Here is a 17,075-nt window from a genome sequence, read left to right as displayed (position 1 = left end):
CACGACACGTTTTCGACAACGTATCCAACCGCAAACGCAGCAAGACGCATTCGGCCGCTTTCAAACTTACTCGGAAAGAGCCGACTCGGTTTTGTCCGAGTAAGCTCTTTTCAGCCTAAGCTCGAACGATTGTTCGATGGATTTCGTGTTGGTTGGAATCGCCTATGGGCTGGGCTATGCTACCTTGACTATCTATATGACTTAAACGCAGCAAAGGAGCACCGAGAGAGCGAGTATGGCAAAAAACACCGCAAACTATGGTAACGACAGTATCCGCCAGCTCAAGGACGAGGAGCGCGTACGCCTGCGCCCCGCCGTCATCTTTGGCTCGGACGGACTCGACGGCTGCGCGCATGCCGCCTTCGAGATCCTGTCCAACGCCGTTGACGAGGCGCGCCAGGGCTACGGCAAGCTCATCACCCTTACCGCCTTTCGCGATGGTTCCATTCAGGTAGAGGACAACGGCCGCGGCTGCCCGCTCGACTGGAACCCCTCCGAGAAACGCTTTAACTGGGAACTTGTCTTTTGCGAGCTCTATGCCGGCGGCAAGTATAACAACAACCAGGGCGGCGACTACGATTTCTCGCTCGGCACCAACGGCCTGGGCTCGTGCGCGACCCAGTACGCTTCCGAATACATGGACGTCACCGTCTGGCGTGACGGCAACAAGTACTCCTTACACTTTAAGAAGGGCAAAGTCGTCGGCGCCAAAAAGAAGGCACTCGAGATTGAGCCTAGCGACGAGAACCGCACCGGCACCACTATCAAGTGGCGCCCCGATCTTGAGGTCTTTACCTCGATTAGCATTCCCCACGATTGGTATCGCGAAACCATGCGCCGTCAGGCCGTGGTCAACGCTAACGTGACCTTCCGCCTGCGTATCGAGGGCGACGATGGCGAGTTTTCCGAAGAGGATTTTTGCTATCCCAAAGGCATCGAGGACTACGTGCTCGAGAAGGTCGGTACCGACTACCTTACCGAGCCCTTCTTTATCGAGGCCGACCGTCGCGGTCGCGATCGCGAGGACCTGCCCGATTACAACGTAAAAATCACCGCATGCATGTGCTTCTCGCGCACCTTCATGATGCAGGAGTACTACCACAACTCATCGTGGCTCGAGAACGGCGGTTCGCCCGAGAAGGCCGCCCGCAGCGCTTTGACCAGCGCCATCGATGCCTACATTAAGCAACAGGGCAAATACAACAAAAACGAGAGCGGCATTAAGTGGCAGGACGTCCAGGACTGTCTGGTACTAGTGACCAACTGCTTCTCCACCCAGACGTCTTACGAAAACCAGACTAAGAAGGCCATCAACAACCGCTTTATCCAGCAGGCCATGACGGCATTCTTTAAGGAACGCCTCTCGACCTACTTGATTGAGAACAAAGACGCCGCCAACAAGATCATGGAGCAGGTGCTCATCAATAAGCGCTCGCGTGAGAATGCCGAGAAGACGCGCCAGAGTATCAAAACCAACCTGCAGCAGAAGACCGACATGGCCAACCGCGTGCAGAAATTCATCGACTGCCGCTCCAAGGACAAGAGCCGTCGCGAGATCTACATCGTAGAGGGCGACTCGGCAGCAGGCGCCATTCGAACCTCGCGCGATGCCGAGTTCCAGGGCGTTATGCCCGTCCGCGGTAAGATCCTCAACTGTCTGAAGGAGGATTATCCGCGCATCTTTAAGTCCGACATCATCATGGACCTCATGCGCGTGCTGGGCTGCGGCGTGGAGATCAAAGACAAGCGCATCAAGAACCTTGGCGCCTTCGACCTGGACAACCTCAACTGGAACAAGGTCATCATCTGTACGGACGCCGACGTCGACGGTTACCACATTCGCACGCTCGTGCTCACCATGCTCTACCGCCTGGTACCCACGCTTATCGACGAGGGCTACGTCTATATCGCCGAGTCGCCGCTCTACGAGATCAACTGCAAAGAGAAGACCTACTTTGCCTACACCGAGCTCGAGAAGAACGGCATCCTTAAGGAGATCGGCGACCAGAAGTGTTCCATCAACCGCTCCAAGGGTCTTGGTGAGAACGACCCGGACATGATGTGGCTCACCACCATGAACCCCGAGACACGTCGCCTGATCAAGGTGGAGCCCGAAGACGTCACCAAGATGGAGACCATGTTCAATCTGTTGCTGGGCAACGACGAGGCAGGCCGCAAGCGCCATATCTCCGAGCACGGCAAGGAATATCTGGACCAGCTGGACCTGCAGTAGCAGCAAATCGATAACGACGGCCCATAAGAAGTTCAAGAGGAAATCGTGGCAAAGAAGAAGACGAAGAACCAGCCAAAGAAAAAGCAGGTCAACGCCGAGAACGTCATCGGCCTGCACTCCGAGGTCATTGATCAGCCGATTACGCAGACGCTCGAGGTCAACTACATGCCCTACGCCATGAGCGTCAACGTCTCGCGTGCGTTCCCCGAGATCGACGGCTTTAAGCCCTCGCACCGCAAGCTGCTCTACACCATGTACAAGATGGGTCTGCTCAAGGGCGAGCGCCAGAAGAGCGCCAACATTGTGGGTCAGACCATGAAGCTCAACCCGCACGGCGATGCCGCGATCTACGAGACGATGGTGCGCCTGGCGACGGGCAACGAAGCGCTGCTTGCGCCCTTCGTGGAGTCGAAGGGCAACTTTGGCAAGTACTATTCGGGCGACCTGAGCTACGCCGCCTCGCGTTACACCGAGGCCAAGCTCTCCCCCATCAGCGCCGAGATCTTCAAGGACATCGACAAGGACCCGGTCGACTTCGTTGACAGCTACGACGGCGCCATGAAGGAGCCGCGCCTGCTGCCCACCACGTTCCCCAACATCCTTGTCTCGGCCAACAAGGGCATCGGCGTCGCCATGGCGTCCGACATCTGCGGTTTCAACCTCAACGAGGTCTGCACTGCCACGATGCACTACCTCAAGGATCCCGACTGCGACCTGCTCGAATATATGCCCATGCCCGACTTCTCGACCGGCGGCGAAATTATCTACCGCCGCGAGGAGATGGAAAAGATTATCGAGACCGGCCTTGGCAGCTTCCAGATCCGCTCCCGTTGGCGCTGGATTCCCGAAGAGCGCATCATCGAGGTCTACGAAATCCCCTACACCACCAAGACCGATGTCATTATCGAGCGCATCGTCAAGCTCTCCAAAGAGGGCAAAGTCAAGGAGATCGCCGACATTCGCGACGAGACCGACCTCTCGGGCCTGCGCATCGCCATCGACCTTAAGCGCGGTGTCGACCCCGACAAGCTCATGGCCAAGCTCTATCGCTCGACCACGCTGCAGGATTCGTTCTCGTGCAACTTCAACGTGCTAGTCGATGGTTACCCTCGCGTTATGGGCGTGCGCCAGATCCTGCACGAGTGGGTCAAGTGGCGTATTGAGTCCACGCGTCGCCGCATTAACTTTGACCTGGGCAAAAAGTCCGAGCGCCTGCACCTGCTGCACGGCCTCGAGGCGATCCTGCTCGATATCGACAAGGCCATCGCCATCATCCGCGGTACCAAGCTCGAAGCCGAGGTCGTGCCCAACCTTATGCGCGGCTTCGACATCGACGAGACCCAAGCCGAGTTTGTTGCCGAGCTTAAACTCCGCAACATCAACGAGGAGTACATCCTCAACCGCACCAAGGACATCGCCAAGCTAGAGGGTGAGATTGCCGAGCTTGAGGAGATCCTCTCCAGCGAGGAGAACATCAAGAAGGTCATCAGCGACGAGCTGGCCGCAGTCAACAAGAAGTACGTGATGCCGCGCCGCACGGGCAGGATTGAGCCCCATGAGGTTATCGAAGTAAGCTTGGAGCCCGAGGTCGAGGAGTACCCGGTCACCATCATGCTCTCGCGCGATGGCTACCTTAAGAAGATGACAGACCGCGTGCTCAAGAAGGCGACCACGCTCAAGTACAAGGACGGCGACAAACCCTTTATCGAGTTTCCGTCCTCCAACACCCACGAATTGCTGGTCTTTACCAACAAGAGCCAGGTGTACAAGTGCAAGGTTGCGGCGTTTGAGGATACCAAGTCGGCACAGCTGGGCTCGTACCTGCCGACCGATCTTGAGATGGAACCCGACGAGAGTGTCATCTGGGTCATCGACCCCGAGGACTACAAGGCCGACGTGTTGTTCGTCTTTGAGAACGGCCGCGCGGTGCGCGTCGCGCTTTCTGGATACGTCACCAAGACCAACCGCAAACGCCTCAAGAACGCCATCTACGGCGGCAGCAAGCTGCTGTATGCCCAGGTGCTCAACACAGATCGTGACATCGCGCTGGTCTCGAGCGACTATCGTTTGATGAACTTCAACACGTCGCTGCTCAAGACCAAGACGACCACCAACACGCAGGGCGTCCAGGCTTTCACGGCCAAGAAGGGCCGCTCGGTCACCACCGTCGGCACGACCGAGGAGATTCTTGGCGCCGGCGTCTCGGCCGAGAAGTTCACCGCGCAGAGCCTCCCCTCAGCCGGTGCCCTCATGAAGGAAAACGACATGCCGAGCCTGTTTGACTAGGTACCACGGCAACGAGACCGTTAGATACTTCGCAAAGCGACGAGGCCCGGAGCGCAACGGCATTGCGCCCGGGACTCGTCGTTTTTCTTCTCAACTATTTCTTAACGCAGATTAATTGATTTCTGCTTATTTTTCTGCGTTAAAAAATGTCAGCGTCACTGCTTCGATGCCCTTTGGTCGGTCGTTAGCAAAACTTGCAAAAATTAGCAAAACTTGCAAAAATTAGCAAAACTTGCAAAGGAGACACCATGGAGTACAGCAAGAACCCCTTTACCCCGACGTTCGGAAGTATCCCTCCCTTTCTAGCGGGTCGTGAGCATATTCTGCGTGACATCAACCGTGGTTTTATCAACGGCCCGGGAGATCCAAACCTGTCGACTATTTTTACGGGCGCAAGGGGAACGGGCAAGACGGCGCTTCTCTCGCTCCTTTCAGAAACGGCGCTTGAACACGGTTGGATCGCAGCAAATGTCTCCGCCATGCCAGGCATGCTCGAAGATATTATCGAGCGAACCAAAGAAGCCGCAGATAGCTACCTCTCACAGCCTCACGCGCGCATAAACGGTGTTCAAATTGGCCCAGTGGGCATCGATTGGACATATGCTCAAGAGGTCCAGGGCAACTGGCGCACACGCATGAATGGCATCTTTAAGCAACTCGAAAAACATGACATCGGACTTCTCATTACCATCGATGAAGTCACCGTCGATCTCGAAGAAATGCTTCAATTTGCCTCTGTTTACCAGCACTTTGTACGCGAAGGTAAAAAAGTTGCCCTACTCATGGCAGGACTGCCCTACAAAGTATCGGCGTTGCTGCGTAACGATTCCGTCTCGTTTCTCAGGCGTTCCCAATATCATCAGTTAGGACGAATCACTGACGTTGAAATTGCAAACGCGTTTCGCAAAACCGTTGAGGCCGGAGGACGTTCAATCACACCAGAAGCGCTCGAGAATGCTGTGAAGGCCGTCGACGGATTCCCCTACATGATGCAGCTCGTCGGATATCGCACTTGGGATGTTTCGGAGAACTCGCCCCAAATCAGTGCATCCGATGTCCAGCAGGGTTCCCTACTCGCACGCATGGAGCTGCGTGATCGCATTCTCGAAACGACCTATCGAGAGCTTTCCGATAAAGACATTGAGTTTTTGCTCGCAATGCTGCCCGATTCTGGCCCCAGCAGAGTCTCGGAGATAGCCAAGCGTATGGGCGTTGCCAGCAACTATGCAAGCCAATACAAACGCCGCCTCCTTGAGGACGGCGTTATCGGGGAACGTGGACGTGGCCTCGTCGGCTTCGACATCCCCACGTTCAGGGAATTCTTGAACGAGAAGGCGTTTTAGCACACCGGAATTGTCCGCGGGAGCATCGTTGCATGGCAATCGGCATTCCTCTTGGTAAGGACAGCAAGCATTTCCACCAACACCGATTGCCATGCGTTCTTCTTGTCCTTAGGCGAGCTTGCGAGCGAGCTCTCGCACCTCTTCCAACTTGGGCGACGATGCCATGCTATCGCGCTCGGTCATACCGCTGATGGTGATAATACCTTGGTCCTCCCACTTGCAGTACGCGCAGGTTGACTTGTACATAGCGATCGCCGCATCATAGACGCCCTCGCTGTGGCTATCGAGCAAAAGGGCCGTCTTGGTGAACGGGAAGCCCGTAGCACCGAAGGCGTACAGGCGGTCGATGGCGGCCTTCTCCTGCGCAGTGATATCAAACCAGTAAATAGGCGAAGCGAAGACAACCATATCAGCGCCTTTCAGCGACTCGATCACGTCGGCCATATCATCCTTCTGCACGCAGGCGCCCTCATGGGTAAAGCAGTACTGGCATCCCAAGCAGCCGGCGATCTTTTTGCCTGCAACGCGGATGACCTCGGCCGTATGGCCGGCCTCGCGCGCGGTCTCGGCAAACGCCTCGACCATGGTGTCGGTATTGGCGCCCTTGCGCGGGCTGCCGCTCAATACAACGATATTCATAGGAATCTCCCTCCTTCATGCCGCAGGCGCGCGGCATATTTGTTTGTTTTAACCTAAACGTATGGAGTTATTCAATCGTCCGCAGACCACATCTCTCGTTCGTGTTCTCTAGACACAATCTCATTGCCTGATAACTCCTCGACTGTCTTGATTCTCTCTCCGAGAATTGAACAGCAAATCGTTGCTCGCAAAGTATCGACTGTGGGAAAATAAACTTGAGCTTTCTCCCTGCTCGCGTAAGCGTTCGCGCGAAAGAGCCTAGCCGCATCGGCCAGGCGCAATATAGATCCGCGGAAACCGGCCTACGAACAAGGAGCGCCTTATGTATGGACAGCATGTTGCACCGCAGACCCACAACAAACGGACTGGCCTGTCTACCCGCGACGTCAAGCGTCATGCAGGTGCCAGAGTCGCCGCCTTCGAAGTTAGCATTCTTGTGGCAGGGCTGCTTTTGCTACCCTGCGCAGCACTGGCGACCGAAATGCCCGAAACCGATGTCGCAGCACCCATTACCTGCGACGAAGCCAACGCAGAAGGCAGCCTCACAGCTACCACCGTTGTCGACCATAACTATAATCTGGAGCTCCCTCCTGCCTTCATGTTGGTCCAGAATGAGGCGTTTGTATACGATTTCCCCGACAAACCCGAGGACTTCATCTACGGGCTTAACGACACCGTCCATCTCTTCAAGATCGACACCGATACCGAAAGCCTTATAAAAACCGAGAACCCCAAAGAGGCCAGCGTCTCTATTGCCCTGACCATGATCGACAATCACGTTAGAGCAACCGCAGTCTTTACAGGCGACTACGCTGACGACCAAATCCCTTACAGACTGAACCTTGTCAGCTCAACCCACCTTGGCACACACGTTGACCGTGACTTCGACAGCGGGCAGGGGATTATGCACGAGACGCGGCACGATTACTACATCCGCTACGTCTTCGACAGCGACGTGCACTTGATTGCAACCGATACGAGCGGTTCCAAACCCGATCCAAGTGTTAAGCCGATCCCAGAGGTCAAACCCGAACCGGAAACCAAGCCCGAGCCCACACCGCAGCCCAAGACAGAAAAGCCCGCGGCAAATCCCGTTTCCACCAAGGCAGTAACGGCAGCTAAACCAGCCAGGACCACCCTACCCGCTACGGGCGACAACGGCGCGATAGCAGTCGCCCTGAGTGTTGCCGGTGGCGTAGTTGCATCAGTTAGCATTTCCGCAACAAGGCGTCGCAACCGCTAGCTAAAGCAAATACGCCATTCACACAGGCAAACAACCAAGCTCCAACGAAAACGGTCCAGTCATCCGACTGTGCCGCACTCCAGTAGTTCGTGGAAGATATCAAAGAGGTATCCCAGGCTCCCTTGAGCTGTGCGACAGACAGATCAGGTTTGGGAAGTAGAACGGCCCTTGCGCGAAGCGTGAATCGGGCAAGTCTGACGTTTATTCCCAGGGCCAAGCAGGGCCGGAGGTTTTATTGGCGGCTCTTACGGGCGTCGCGAGTTTTGGCGAGGACGTAGGCATCGGGGCCGTCTTTGAACCAGGGGCAACGGCGCTCGCCGGAGACCATATGGCGGTGGGGGCAGCCGCCCATGCACATGGGCAGAATGTGGTGCACGGATGATTGGGCGTCCGCAGGCTGAGTGAAGCCATAACAACACTTCGCGCATCGAGCAGTTTGAGCCGGCGTGCGCATGTCGGCGCCATACCGGGAAGAGAGGGCCTTCTTGTGGGGCGGACGACCCCATTGCAGTCTCCTTCCGCTCTAATCCTGCGGGAACGACAGCAGCCGTAGGAGTACCGCTACCGTACTCGTAGCGGTTCTCCGCCCTCTAAGCAGCGTGTCCGCTACGAAACGACCGTCTTGTAATAGGCGCCGAAGTCTGCGAGCGAGTCCATGATGGGCATCATCTGGCGGCCGAGCTCGGTAAGGCCATACTCAACGCGGGGAGGATTCTCGCCATAGTCATGGCGAAAGACCAGCCCATCATCCTCCATCTGCCGCAGGCTGTCGGTAAGCACCTTCTGAGAGATCCCCTCAAGGTTGCGGCGCAACTCGTTGAAACGCCAAGGGCGTACGCGCAAGTTACGGATAATGAGCAGCTTCCACTTTCCGCCAATGAGCGCTACCGCCGTTGCGACCGGACACTCCGGAAGCTCCTCTTTCGCCATCATGGGAGACCAACCTCCTTGACCATACCGGTTTCACAAAAAGTACGCAGTTACAAATATGTGCGTACTCGTATTTGCATGCGCCTTCGCGTTGAATATAACTCACGCAGGAGATGCCTGCAAGGTAAATCAACCCAAAGAGAGGAACCATTATGGCTAATTATGCAAAGACCCACATCGGAAATGAGAGCCGTGTCGAGCTGCACGAGGTGCTCGGGCTTACCGGGGCAGAGGTGAGTGTCAACAATCTTCCCGCCGGCGCTGGCGTTCCGTTCGTCCATGCACACAAGGAAAACGAGGAGATCTATGGCGTGCTCGAGGGCGCCGGTTCAGTCACGATCGACGGTGAGGATATCGAGCTTGCAGCCGGCGACTGGCTGCGCATTTCCCCCGTCGCACACCGCCAGTTCCGCGCCGCATCCGACTCGGGCATCACGTACGTCTGCATCCAGGTCAAGCAGGGGTCCCTTAATGCCTTCACAGCCGACGACGCTATCATGTTCTAATTCGCGATCGGTGTGCAAGGGGCCAATGAAGCCCCGTCCGTTGGCCCCTTGCACTAATCTGCTGACGCAAAACTGCCTCACATCCCGGCCGGCTTCACGCAAAAGAGGCGGAGGCACGCTTTGTCGGTTCCGGGAATAAAAGCCAAGACAGTTACAATAAAAACACTTCGAACTCAGGGCGTTGAGCTTTCGTTTTGCCCCAAATCCTTGCCAGCTCTGTGGCGGATGCCGAAAGCTGCAGATCGATTATCTGCAGATTGTATTAATCCATGCCTGAATATCTTTCTCAGAAGTACGGAGCATGGATTCATCGAACTGCACATCGAGGCCCGGCTTCACGATTGCGCCCTTGCAGGCTTCCTCAAAGTCCTTCAGCGTGTGTCCCAGCCAGCCGCCATTGGTGGCAAACGGATACACGATCTTCCCGGTCAGGTCAGCCCGCTCCAGGAAACTGCGCATGGCGGGCGCAAAGGTGTACCACCAGACAGGAGAACCCAGGATGATGGTGTCGTAATCTCTCCAGCCAATGTGCAGCGGCTTCAGTTCCGGGCAATAACCCTCGGCAATCTCACGCTGCCCCTGATTGACGACTTCATCATAATCGCCATCGTAGGGAACAACCGTATCCATACGAGCAATATCCCCGCCGATTTCCCTCTGGATCATCTCGGCGATGCGCTTCGTGTTGCCTCCGTAGGAGTAGTACAGAATCAAGGTTTTCATTTCACGCTTGCTCCTCATGCAAGAGGCTTCCCGCTGAACACGGGAAATGCGCTGAAGTCACCATAGTTGGCGATGCGCTCCATGTTCTTGAGAGTTTCCATATCTTCCTCGGAGATCGCGAAATCCACGTCCGCGTTGCTTTCCATGTGGGCGGGATCTGCCGTCTTGGGAAGCGCAACGGCTCCAAGCTGAAGGACATAGCGGATGCAGAGCTGGGCGGCAGATACGCCGTACTTCTCTGCCATCTTAACGATCGCCGGATTCTTCAGCGCCTCGCCGTGGGCGATGGGAGAGTATGCCTCCACCTGAATGCCCTGTGCCTTGCAGAAGTCCACCAATGCCGAATCGGTGTTGGTGATGTGCAGGAGGATCTGATTGACCATGGGCATCACGCGGCAAGAGCCCAAGAGGTTCTCAAGGTCATCTTGCAGGAAGTTGGACACGCCGATTACCTTGACCTTGCCCGCCGCCCGCGCATCCTCCAACGCACGCCAGACCTCCTTGTTCTCCTCGAAATAGCGCTTCTCCACACGGAACTCGCTCCACGGCTGGGGAGAGTGGATGATCATCTGGTCGAGGTAGTCGAGCCCCATTCTCTCCAGCGTCTCATCGATGGACTTCGCCGCATCCTCGTAGGTCTTCAGCTCTGCCGCGATCTTGCTGGCGACGAACAGCTCTTCCCGGCGAACGCCGCAGGTGCGCACGCCCTCGCCGACGCCGCGTTCGTTTCCGTAGGCCTGCGCGGTGTCGATCAGGCGATAGCCCAGCTTTACCGCCTCGCGAACGGCTTCCGCTGCCTCGGCATCGTCGATGAACCAGGTGCCCAGTCCCAGCTTGGGAACCTGAACTCCGTTTGCCAACGGGTAGGTTTCATTCAAGATCATCGTTCTAATCCTCGCCCCAGATATCCTTTGCCATGCGGAAAACCGCCCACGCCTTGGGCCAGCCGCAGTAGAAGGCTGCATGGGTCACGACCTCCGCGATTTCTTCTTTTGTAATACCGTTCTTCTTTGCCGTCGTCAGGTGATAGCGGAAGCTCTCATCGGTAAGCCCCTGAGCCATCAGCGCGACGACGGTCACGAGGGAGCGGTCGCGGAGGCTGAGCTGCCCCTCTCGGCTCCAGACCTCTCCGAAGAGCACGTCATCGTTCAGTTCCGCGAATTTCGGGGCGAATTCGCCCAGGGCATCTCTGCCTGCCGTCTGTTTGACTGCCATGTTTCGTTCCTCCCTACAGCCTTGCGTAATCTTCATGGGATACCGGCTCGCACCACTCGTTCACGCAATTCTCGCCGGGAACCTCCACGGCGATATGGCTGAACCAGCTGTCCTTCTTCGCTCCGTGCCAGTGCTTGACGTTGGCGGGGATCATCACAACGCTGCCCTCGTGCAGGCTGACGGCGGCCTTGCCTTCCTCCTGGTACCAGCCCTCGCCAGCCGTGCAGAGCAGGAGCTGACCGCCTCCTTTGTCCGCGTGGTGGATATGCCAGTTGTTGCGGCATCCCGGCTCGAAGGTCACGTTGGCGGCGAACAGGCCGCCTTCCGGATCGGTCAGCGGATTCAGGAACGAATCGCCGGTGAAGTACTGGGCGTAGGCGGTGTTCGCCGTTCCCGTACCGAATGCGTTGACCTTCTCGAACTGCTCTTTTCGTTCATACCTCATAATTGAAACCTCCTGCTTAGGATTATCGATTCACGCCATAGCGCAGCCAGACCGCCCCGCCGTCCATGGCCTTCGCCTCTTTCAGCGTGAAGCCAAGGGCCTTGCTCTCCGAAATGCCTTCTGCGGCTCGGAAAACCGGCGGCGTATCCGGGCTCCCGTCTGCCGCCGCCGCCAACACGATGCTGATCTCATCGCACATCCCCGCTTGCAGGAACGACCAGTTCAGCACGCCGCCACCGCCCAGCATCAGGGTCTCGATGTTGAATTCTTCTTTCAGCTTGGAAAGGGCCAGACCGTGATCCAGCTCCGTTTCTCCCGCGATGATGTACGAGATTCCCAGCTTTCTCAAAAATGCTCTGTAGGCGTTGTCGACCTGCTCTGTCAGCACCTCGACGACATGGGCGGTGGTATCCACATAGCGCAGGGTGCTGCTTTTCCACCCCAGCTTGCCGTGGGGGTCCACGGAGACATAGAACATTCCGAAGTCCGGCTGCGCGATGAAATCACCCGCCGGAACGGCCGGCGCATCTTCGTCCAGGTCTGGCTTCCTGTAGAAGGTGAAGTTGTCGTCCGTCGTCACCCTGCCGGACAGCCAGCCCTGGTGATGGTAAAAGGGCTCTTTCCCGAAGGCGATGTCGTAGAACGCATCGCCCGCCGCTCTGCCCTGCGGCGTTCCCATGTAACCGCCCATGATCTTTCCGTCCAAAGCGCACATCATGTGGCAGAAAACAATCGGCCTGCTCACGTTCGATTCCCCTCCTTACGATTGACAACCATTCCGTTTGGAAGCATGCTTCCTTTGAACTTCATGTGCATCCTAGAACTTGAAGTTAACTTTAAGTCAAGGGGATTCTGGAATAATTCGGAGGGGTTTTCAGATGGTCTATACGGTGGGAGAGATGGCGAAGCTGCTGGGGGTTGCGGCGTCCACCTTGCGCTACTACGACAAGGAGGGGCTGCTGCCCTTCGTGGAGCGCTCCTCCGGTGGCATTCGCATGTTCCGGGAATCGGATATCGAATGGCTGCAGGTGATCGGCTGCATGAAGAAAGCCGGGATGTCCATCAAGGACATCCGGCAGTACATCGAGATGGCGCTGCAAGGAGACGACACCATCGATTTGCGCCTTGCCATGTTCCGACGCCAACAAGAAGTTCTGAAACAGCAGATGGCGGAATTGCAGCACACCATGGAGATGGTGGATTACAAGTGCTGGTATTACGAAACGGCGAAGGAAGCGGGTACGGTCGATGCCCCGCAGAAGATGGAGCTTGCCGAAGTCCCGGAACGCTTTCGGAAGATTCGGCAGGAGCTGCGCACTGCGCCGGGGACTGCGGCAACGATATGACAAGACTGCTTAGGCAACGGCAGTCAACCGCTTGATTATCACGGTAACTTTATCGTTCAAAAAGTACTACTAACAAACGACCGCCCCGGCTATCCGCTGTTCGCGGAAGAGCAAGGGAGCTCTTGTCACCGGGATGGAACCTTTTCAACTCGCAGGATAGCAGAATCGCCTCGCAAGCCAGAATCAGCACGGGACGGCAGCGGGCAGAACCGCCACCCCTAGATTGCCCTCACGCTGCCACTGGCAGCCCTGATTAAATATGCTAGGTATCTCGGGATAATGCTTTCGGTCGCATACGCGCAAGAGTGTCCGCTAATTGCAACCGGCTGTTCCCCTTCCTACGCCAATGGTGTGCAGACATCTTCGATATTCTTGCTCGTTATGGCGAAAATCACGTCTCCAGGGTTTGCCTTTTTCGATTTAGCGTATTGCTCTTCAGATCATCGTGGTGTGCTCGTAGCCGCGCTCCACGAGGAGCCGCTCGGCAACGTCGAGAATCTTCTCGACCGTCTCCTCCAGGTACTTATTGCGTGCCACGGGCACCTCCGTCCTTGTTATCGCGATAAACATACCATGAGTGGCGTACGGGTCGAGAAGGGCTGGCGCCAAAAGAGCCCAACGGCCGTTACGGCTTCGTTAGAAACGCGCCCCACCATGGATGTTGAACCCGAAAGGTAAGGCGCGCGGGCACGGCGACTCGGCCCGCGCGCCCGGAAGAGAAAGGATAAGCCCATGGATTACATGCTCGAGACGCGCGGGCTCACCAAGCGCTTCGGCCGCGGCGACCAGGCGCAGGACGCCGTGGCCGACGTGAGCCTTCATATCCGCAAGGGCGAGGTGTACGGGCTGCTCGGCCCCAACGGCGCCGGCAAGTCGACAACGCTCAAGATAATCTGCGGGATGCTGCGGCCGACGGCCGGGGAGATCCTCTTTGCCGGGCACGCCTGGCGCCGCGAGGACCTCTACGCAATCGGCAGCCTCATCGAGGAGGCGCCGCTCTACCCCAACCTCACCGCGCGCGAGAACCTGCGCGTGCGCACCACGCTGCTGGGCCTTCCCGAGAGCCGCATAGATGAGGTGCTCGCCGCCGTGGACCTCGCAGACACTGGGAAGAAGCGCGCCGGGCGCTTCTCGATGGGCATGCGGCAGCGCCTGGGGCTCGCGCTGGCGCTGATCGCCCGGCCACGCCTGCTCGTGCTCGACGAGCCCACCAACGGCCTCGACCCCATCGGCATCGAGGAGCTGCGCGACCAGATCCGCGGCTTCGCGGCGGCGGGCACGACGGTGATCGTCTCGAGCCACATCCTCTCCGAGGTGCAGCAGATGGCGGACACCATCGGCATCATCTGCGGAGGGCGCCTCGCCTACGAGGATGCGCTTCGGCCCGGGCAGGACCTCGAGGAACTCTTCATGAGCTTCTGCCGGGAAGGGCGACGAGCACGCGGGGAGGTGGCGGCATGACGGGCGAGAAAGGCGGCCTGCTCGCGGGCCTGCGCGCCGAGGCCCTGAAGTCGCGCCACGCGGCACCGGTTCGCCTGGCCGTGCTCATGGCGCTGCCGATGCCGCTGCTCGGCGCGATGCCCTACCGGGGCGTGCAGATCTTCAGCGCGTGGAACTACTGGTATGCGCTCTTCCTGCCCGTGTCTCTCTCACTCGTGGTGGCGTGCGTCGCGCGGGCGGACGCTCGCACGCGGATGCGGGGGCTTCTGGGCCTGGGCTTCCCGCTCGGGCGCGCCTGGTGGGCCAAGGCGCTCTGGTGCCTCGCGCTCTGCACGCTCTCGAACCTCGTGGTCTTCGGCATCTACCTCGCGGGCTCGGCGTTCTCCTCGCAGGGCCTCACGGCCGCGGGCACGCTCACGATGCTCCTCTGCGCGCTCGCCAACACGGTGACCGCGGCGTGGATGATCCCCGCAGGGCTCTTCCTCACGGCGCGGCTCGGCATGCTCGCGGGCATCTTCTGCCCGCTCGCCACGCAGCTCGTGGGTGGGTTCGCCTGGTCGCTGATGCCGCTGCCGCAGCTCTTTCCGCCGTCGGCGAGCATGGTCATCCCCACGAGCTTCATCCCCGTGCTGCCGAGCGGCGAGCCACTCGCGGCGGACATGGCGCTCGGCGGGGCGCTCGCGGCGGACGGCATGCTCACACTGGCGGGCCTTGCGGTCTGCGCGATCGCGTTCGCCGCGCTCACGGCGGCGGGCGCGGCCTGGTTCGCGCGCTCCGAGGAGAGGTGATGGCCATGACACGACTCTCCGACCCGACGCCGCGCATGACCCTCCCGCGGGCCCTGCTCTCCGAGGCCCTGCGCCTGGCGCGCTCCCCGCTCGCAGTGGTGCACCTCGTCTGCGGCCTGGCAGCCGGTCTTGCCTGCGGCGAGTACTTCTCCATAACCCGATGGGACCCGGCGCTGGGCGCGGACGCCTACGCCCAGTTCCTCGGCGCCCTCATGCCGCTCATGTCCGCCATCGTCTGCGGGCTCGCCGTGGACGAGGAGCGCGCTGCCGGGCGCCTCGCCAACCTCACGGCGGTCCCCTCGCGCGGGCGCGCCGTCGCGGCGAAGCTGCTCGCCCTTGCGGCGCTCGGCGCAGGCGCGCTGGCCGTGGCGCTCGGCGTGTTCGGGGCCGTGCTCGCCGTCGCCGGGCGCCTACCGCTCGGGCCCGCGCCGCTTGCGGCCGCCTGGGTGGGCATCGTGCTGGGCAGCCTGCCCCTCTATGCGCTGGAGCTCGGCGTGGCCCTGCGCCTCGGCCGCAACGCCGCCATCGGCGCCGGCGCGGCGGGGGTGCTCCTCGCGTTCTTCTCGGTGGGCGGACTTGCGCACGGCCTCATGACCGGCGAGCTCACCGGTGCCCTGGCGACGCCCCTGAACTGGGTGCCGCTCGCCTGGCCCGCGCGCCTAGGGTCGCTCGGGGTGGAGGCCTTCATCGACGCCGCACGCGCGGCGGGCCCTCTCCTCACAACTGCGCTCGCTGGCCTCGTGCTCACCCTGGCAGCCGCCGCCGTCCTTCTCGCCTGGTTCTGCCGCTTCGAGGACGGGAGGGCAGATGCGTAGGAAGCCGTTCGCCGTCGTGCTCGTCCTCCTCTCCGCAGCGCTCGTTCTGGGCGGGAATGCCCTGCTCGACGCCGGCTGGGGGTCGGTGCTGCGCTCGATCGCCGACCGCGTGCTGCCCAACCCTGAGATCACCATGTGGGCGCCCGCGCCCGAGCCCGGTAGCCACGCGAGCTCCTACGCCGACGCCACCGGGGCGGGGGCGAACTACGTCTACCTGGTGGACGCGGCGAACGACAGAGGCAATGTCCGAGAGCTCCAGCTCATCTTCTTCGGGCGGGAGTCGGACGGCGAGGGCTGGCTCGAGATCGAGGCGCGCGGCGGCTCGGGCGTGCGCTACCGCGCGTGCGACGCGGCCCAGGCGCCCGCGGCTGCGCGCGGGGCTCTGGACCGCTGAGCGCGGCGCAAGTACAATGCCGACGGGAGTTTCAGGAGGTCGAACATGGCGAGGATACTGGCAGTGGATGATGAGCGGGCGATCCTCGACGCGCTCGCGCGCGTCCTCGACCGCGACGGCCATAAGGTCGTCAAGGCAGCGGACCCGACGGCGGTCCCGGGGATGGACCTCTCGCGCTTCGACCTCGCGCTCTGCGACGTCATGATGCCGGGGCTCGACGGCTTCGAGCTCGTGCGGCAGATCCGCCCGGACTTCGACGGGCCCATCATCTTCCTGACCGCGCGCGTGGCCGAGGAGGACGCCGTGGCCGGCTACGGCCTGGGCGCCGACGACTACGTCCGCAAGCCCTTCGGGGCCGCGGAGCTGCGCGCCAAGGTCGCGGCCCATCTACGCCGTGAGCGCCGGCCGCGCTCGCACGCCCTCTCCTTCGGGGAGGTGCGGATCGACCTCGGGGCGCGCGGCCTCGCCGTGAGCGGAGAGGCCGTGCCGCTCACGCCCACCGAATACGCCATCTGCGAGTACCTCGCCCGCCACCCCGGGCAGGTCATGAGCCGCGCGCAGATCCGCGAGGCAGTGCTCGGCTGGGAGAGCGACGCCGACGACGCGGCCATATCCATGCAGGTCAGCCGCGCCCGGAGAAAACTCTCCGAGGCCGGCGCCGATCCGATCGCGACCGTCTGGGGGATGGGGTACAAATGGCAGCTCTGAGGACCGGTGCGCGAGGTCGCG

General features: G+C 59.8%; 19 protein-coding genes. 11 read left to right on the top strand and 8 right to left on the bottom strand.

Annotated elements, in window-relative coordinates; translation table 11 throughout:
• The first annotated feature begins 235 nt into the window (after positions 1-235).
• The 3 genes from AB5767_RS02960 (at position 236) to AB5767_RS02950 (ending at position 5,862) form a co-directional block, all read left to right on the top strand.
• On the top strand, positions 236-2,233 hold the full coding sequence (locus AB5767_RS02960; RefSeq protein ID WP_055309971.1) for a DNA gyrase/topoisomerase IV subunit B: 1,998 nt from the start codon (positions 236-238) through the stop codon (positions 2,231-2,233).
• Positions 2,234-2,278: 45 nt separating this feature from the next.
• Positions 2,279-4,519 (top strand): DNA gyrase subunit A, encoded by a 2,241-nt coding sequence (locus AB5767_RS02955; RefSeq protein ID WP_368131495.1) that lies wholly within the window; start codon positions 2,279-2,281, stop codon positions 4,517-4,519.
• A gap of 248 nt (positions 4,520-4,767) precedes the next feature.
• On the top strand, positions 4,768-5,862 hold the full coding sequence (locus tag AB5767_RS02950) for a DUF8462 domain-containing protein (protein WP_368131494.1): 1,095 nt from the start codon (positions 4,768-4,770) through the stop codon (positions 5,860-5,862).
• A gap of 108 nt (positions 5,863-5,970) precedes the next feature.
• On the opposite strand, the gene AB5767_RS02945 is transcribed toward AB5767_RS02950, so the two are convergent.
• Positions 5,971-6,501 carry a flavodoxin family protein gene (locus AB5767_RS02945; protein ID WP_368132798.1) on the bottom strand — a complete coding sequence of 177 codons (531 nt, stop codon included), beginning with the start codon at positions 6,499-6,501 and terminating at the stop codon, positions 5,971-5,973.
• Positions 6,502-6,823: 322 nt separating this feature from the next.
• Between AB5767_RS02945 and AB5767_RS02940 the strand changes: the two genes are divergently transcribed.
• A complete protein-coding gene (locus AB5767_RS02940) occupies positions 6,824-7,744 on the top strand; it encodes a hypothetical protein (RefSeq protein WP_368131491.1) in 921 nt (306 codons plus the stop codon).
• Between the two features lie 606 nt (positions 7,745-8,350).
• Here the strand turns inward: AB5767_RS02940 and AB5767_RS02935 are convergent.
• Positions 8,351-8,677, bottom strand: coding sequence for a winged helix-turn-helix transcriptional regulator (locus AB5767_RS02935; RefSeq protein ID WP_055286984.1), 327 nt, complete (start codon positions 8,675-8,677; stop codon positions 8,351-8,353).
• Positions 8,678-8,826: 149 nt separating this feature from the next.
• On the opposite strand from AB5767_RS02935, the gene AB5767_RS02930 reads away from it, so the two are divergent.
• Positions 8,827-9,180, top strand: a complete 354-nt coding sequence (locus AB5767_RS02930; protein WP_368131490.1) for a cupin domain-containing protein — start codon at positions 8,827-8,829, stop codon at positions 9,178-9,180.
• Between the two features lie 246 nt (positions 9,181-9,426).
• Here AB5767_RS02930 and AB5767_RS02925 read toward each other — a convergent pair whose 3' ends face one another.
• From AB5767_RS02925 to AB5767_RS02905, 5 genes are read right to left on the bottom strand one after another with little or no spacing between them, the layout of a single operon-like run.
• Positions 9,427-9,903: a flavodoxin gene (locus AB5767_RS02925; RefSeq protein WP_368131489.1), complete on the bottom strand. Its 477-nt coding sequence runs from the start codon at positions 9,901-9,903 to the stop codon at positions 9,427-9,429.
• A gap of 14 nt (positions 9,904-9,917) precedes the next feature.
• Positions 9,918-10,787 (bottom strand): aldo/keto reductase, encoded by an 870-nt coding sequence (locus AB5767_RS02920; protein ID WP_368131488.1) that lies wholly within the window; start codon positions 10,785-10,787, stop codon positions 9,918-9,920.
• Between the two features lie 4 nt (positions 10,788-10,791).
• Positions 10,792-11,118 (bottom strand): carboxymuconolactone decarboxylase family protein, encoded by a 327-nt coding sequence (locus tag AB5767_RS02915; protein ID WP_368131487.1) that lies wholly within the window; start codon positions 11,116-11,118, stop codon positions 10,792-10,794.
• Positions 11,119-11,131: 13 nt separating this feature from the next.
• Positions 11,132-11,563 (bottom strand): cupin domain-containing protein, encoded by a 432-nt coding sequence (locus tag AB5767_RS02910; RefSeq protein ID WP_368131486.1) that lies wholly within the window; start codon positions 11,561-11,563, stop codon positions 11,132-11,134.
• 22 nt (positions 11,564-11,585) lie between these two features.
• Positions 11,586-12,308, bottom strand: a complete 723-nt coding sequence (locus tag AB5767_RS02905; RefSeq protein ID WP_368131484.1) for a dihydrofolate reductase family protein — start codon at positions 12,306-12,308, stop codon at positions 11,586-11,588.
• A 133-nt stretch (positions 12,309-12,441) separates the two neighbouring features.
• Here AB5767_RS02905 and AB5767_RS02900 point away from each other — a divergent pair, with 133 nt between their 5' ends.
• Positions 12,442-12,909, top strand: a complete 468-nt coding sequence (locus AB5767_RS02900; RefSeq protein ID WP_006234618.1) for a MerR family transcriptional regulator — start codon at positions 12,442-12,444, stop codon at positions 12,907-12,909.
• Positions 12,910-13,344: 435 nt separating this feature from the next.
• On the opposite strand, the gene AB5767_RS02895 is transcribed toward AB5767_RS02900, so the two are convergent.
• Entirely contained in the window at positions 13,345-13,446 is a 102-nt protein-coding gene (locus tag AB5767_RS02895) for a TetR/AcrR family transcriptional regulator (RefSeq protein WP_216596234.1), read from the bottom strand.
• 195 nt (positions 13,447-13,641) lie between these two features.
• On the opposite strand from AB5767_RS02895, the gene AB5767_RS02890 reads away from it, so the two are divergent.
• The 5 genes from AB5767_RS02890 to AB5767_RS02870 are packed head-to-tail and all read left to right on the top strand — an operon-like array spanning position 13,642 to position 17,054.
• Positions 13,642-14,370 carry a lantibiotic protection ABC transporter ATP-binding protein gene (locus tag AB5767_RS02890; protein ID WP_368131482.1) on the top strand — a complete coding sequence of 243 codons (729 nt, stop codon included), beginning with the start codon at positions 13,642-13,644 and terminating at the stop codon, positions 14,368-14,370.
• Positions 14,367-15,137 carry an ABC-2 family transporter permease gene (locus tag AB5767_RS02885; RefSeq protein ID WP_368131481.1) on the top strand — a complete coding sequence of 257 codons (771 nt, stop codon included), beginning with the start codon at positions 14,367-14,369 and terminating at the stop codon, positions 15,135-15,137. The genes AB5767_RS02890 and AB5767_RS02885 overlap by 4 nt, the downstream gene beginning before the upstream one ends.
• Positions 15,137-15,952: an ABC-2 family transporter permease gene (locus AB5767_RS02880; protein ID WP_368131480.1), complete on the top strand. Its 816-nt coding sequence runs from the start codon at positions 15,137-15,139 to the stop codon at positions 15,950-15,952. Before AB5767_RS02885 ends, AB5767_RS02880 begins: the two co-directional genes overlap by 1 nt.
• On the top strand, positions 15,945-16,346 hold the full coding sequence (locus tag AB5767_RS02875) for a hypothetical protein (RefSeq protein WP_368131479.1): 402 nt from the start codon (positions 15,945-15,947) through the stop codon (positions 16,344-16,346). Before AB5767_RS02880 ends, AB5767_RS02875 begins: the two co-directional genes overlap by 8 nt.
• 45 nt (positions 16,347-16,391) lie before the next feature.
• On the top strand, positions 16,392-17,054 hold the full coding sequence (locus AB5767_RS02870; RefSeq protein WP_368131477.1) for a response regulator transcription factor: 663 nt from the start codon (positions 16,392-16,394) through the stop codon (positions 17,052-17,054).
• Positions 17,055-17,075: the final 21 nt, after the last annotated feature.

It is taken from the genome of Collinsella aerofaciens (assembly GCF_040926265.1).
GTDB classification, from domain to species: Bacteria; Actinomycetota; Coriobacteriia; order Coriobacteriales; family Coriobacteriaceae; genus Collinsella; species Collinsella aerofaciens_BB.
The sequence above is the reverse complement of the archived record's forward strand: the minus strand, read 5'-3'. Positions and strand labels throughout refer to the sequence as shown.

Coding starts and splice junctions, on each gene's coding strand:
- AB5767_RS02945 (WP_368132798.1), bottom strand. CDS start 6,501: ATGAATATCGTTGTATTGAGCGGCAGCCCGCGCAAGGGCGCCAATACC.
- AB5767_RS02950 (WP_368131494.1), top strand. CDS start 4,768: ATGGAGTACAGCAAGAACCCCTTTACCCCGACGTTCGGAAGTATCCCT.
- AB5767_RS02940 (WP_368131491.1), top strand. CDS start 6,824: ATGTATGGACAGCATGTTGCACCGCAGACCCACAACAAACGGACTGGC.
- AB5767_RS02920 (WP_368131488.1), bottom strand. CDS start 10,787: ATGATCTTGAATGAAACCTACCCGTTGGCAAACGGAGTTCAGGTTCCC.
- AB5767_RS02875 (WP_368131479.1), top strand. CDS start 15,945: ATGCGTAGGAAGCCGTTCGCCGTCGTGCTCGTCCTCCTCTCCGCAGCG.
- AB5767_RS02885 (WP_368131481.1), top strand. CDS start 14,367: ATGACGGGCGAGAAAGGCGGCCTGCTCGCGGGCCTGCGCGCCGAGGCC.
- AB5767_RS02890 (WP_368131482.1), top strand. CDS start 13,642: ATGGATTACATGCTCGAGACGCGCGGGCTCACCAAGCGCTTCGGCCGC.
- AB5767_RS02930 (WP_368131490.1), top strand. CDS start 8,827: ATGGCTAATTATGCAAAGACCCACATCGGAAATGAGAGCCGTGTCGAG.
- AB5767_RS02935 (WP_055286984.1), bottom strand. CDS start 8,677: ATGATGGCGAAAGAGGAGCTTCCGGAGTGTCCGGTCGCAACGGCGGTA.
- AB5767_RS02870 (WP_368131477.1), top strand. CDS start 16,392: ATGGCGAGGATACTGGCAGTGGATGATGAGCGGGCGATCCTCGACGCG.
- AB5767_RS02900 (WP_006234618.1), top strand. CDS start 12,442: ATGGTCTATACGGTGGGAGAGATGGCGAAGCTGCTGGGGGTTGCGGCG.
- AB5767_RS02960 (WP_055309971.1), top strand. CDS start 236: ATGGCAAAAAACACCGCAAACTATGGTAACGACAGTATCCGCCAGCTC.
- AB5767_RS02915 (WP_368131487.1), bottom strand. CDS start 11,118: ATGGCAGTCAAACAGACGGCAGGCAGAGATGCCCTGGGCGAATTCGCC.
- AB5767_RS02880 (WP_368131480.1), top strand. CDS start 15,137: ATGGCCATGACACGACTCTCCGACCCGACGCCGCGCATGACCCTCCCG.
- AB5767_RS02925 (WP_368131489.1), bottom strand. CDS start 9,903: ATGAAAACCTTGATTCTGTACTACTCCTACGGAGGCAACACGAAGCGC.
- AB5767_RS02910 (WP_368131486.1), bottom strand. CDS start 11,563: ATGAGGTATGAACGAAAAGAGCAGTTCGAGAAGGTCAACGCATTCGGT.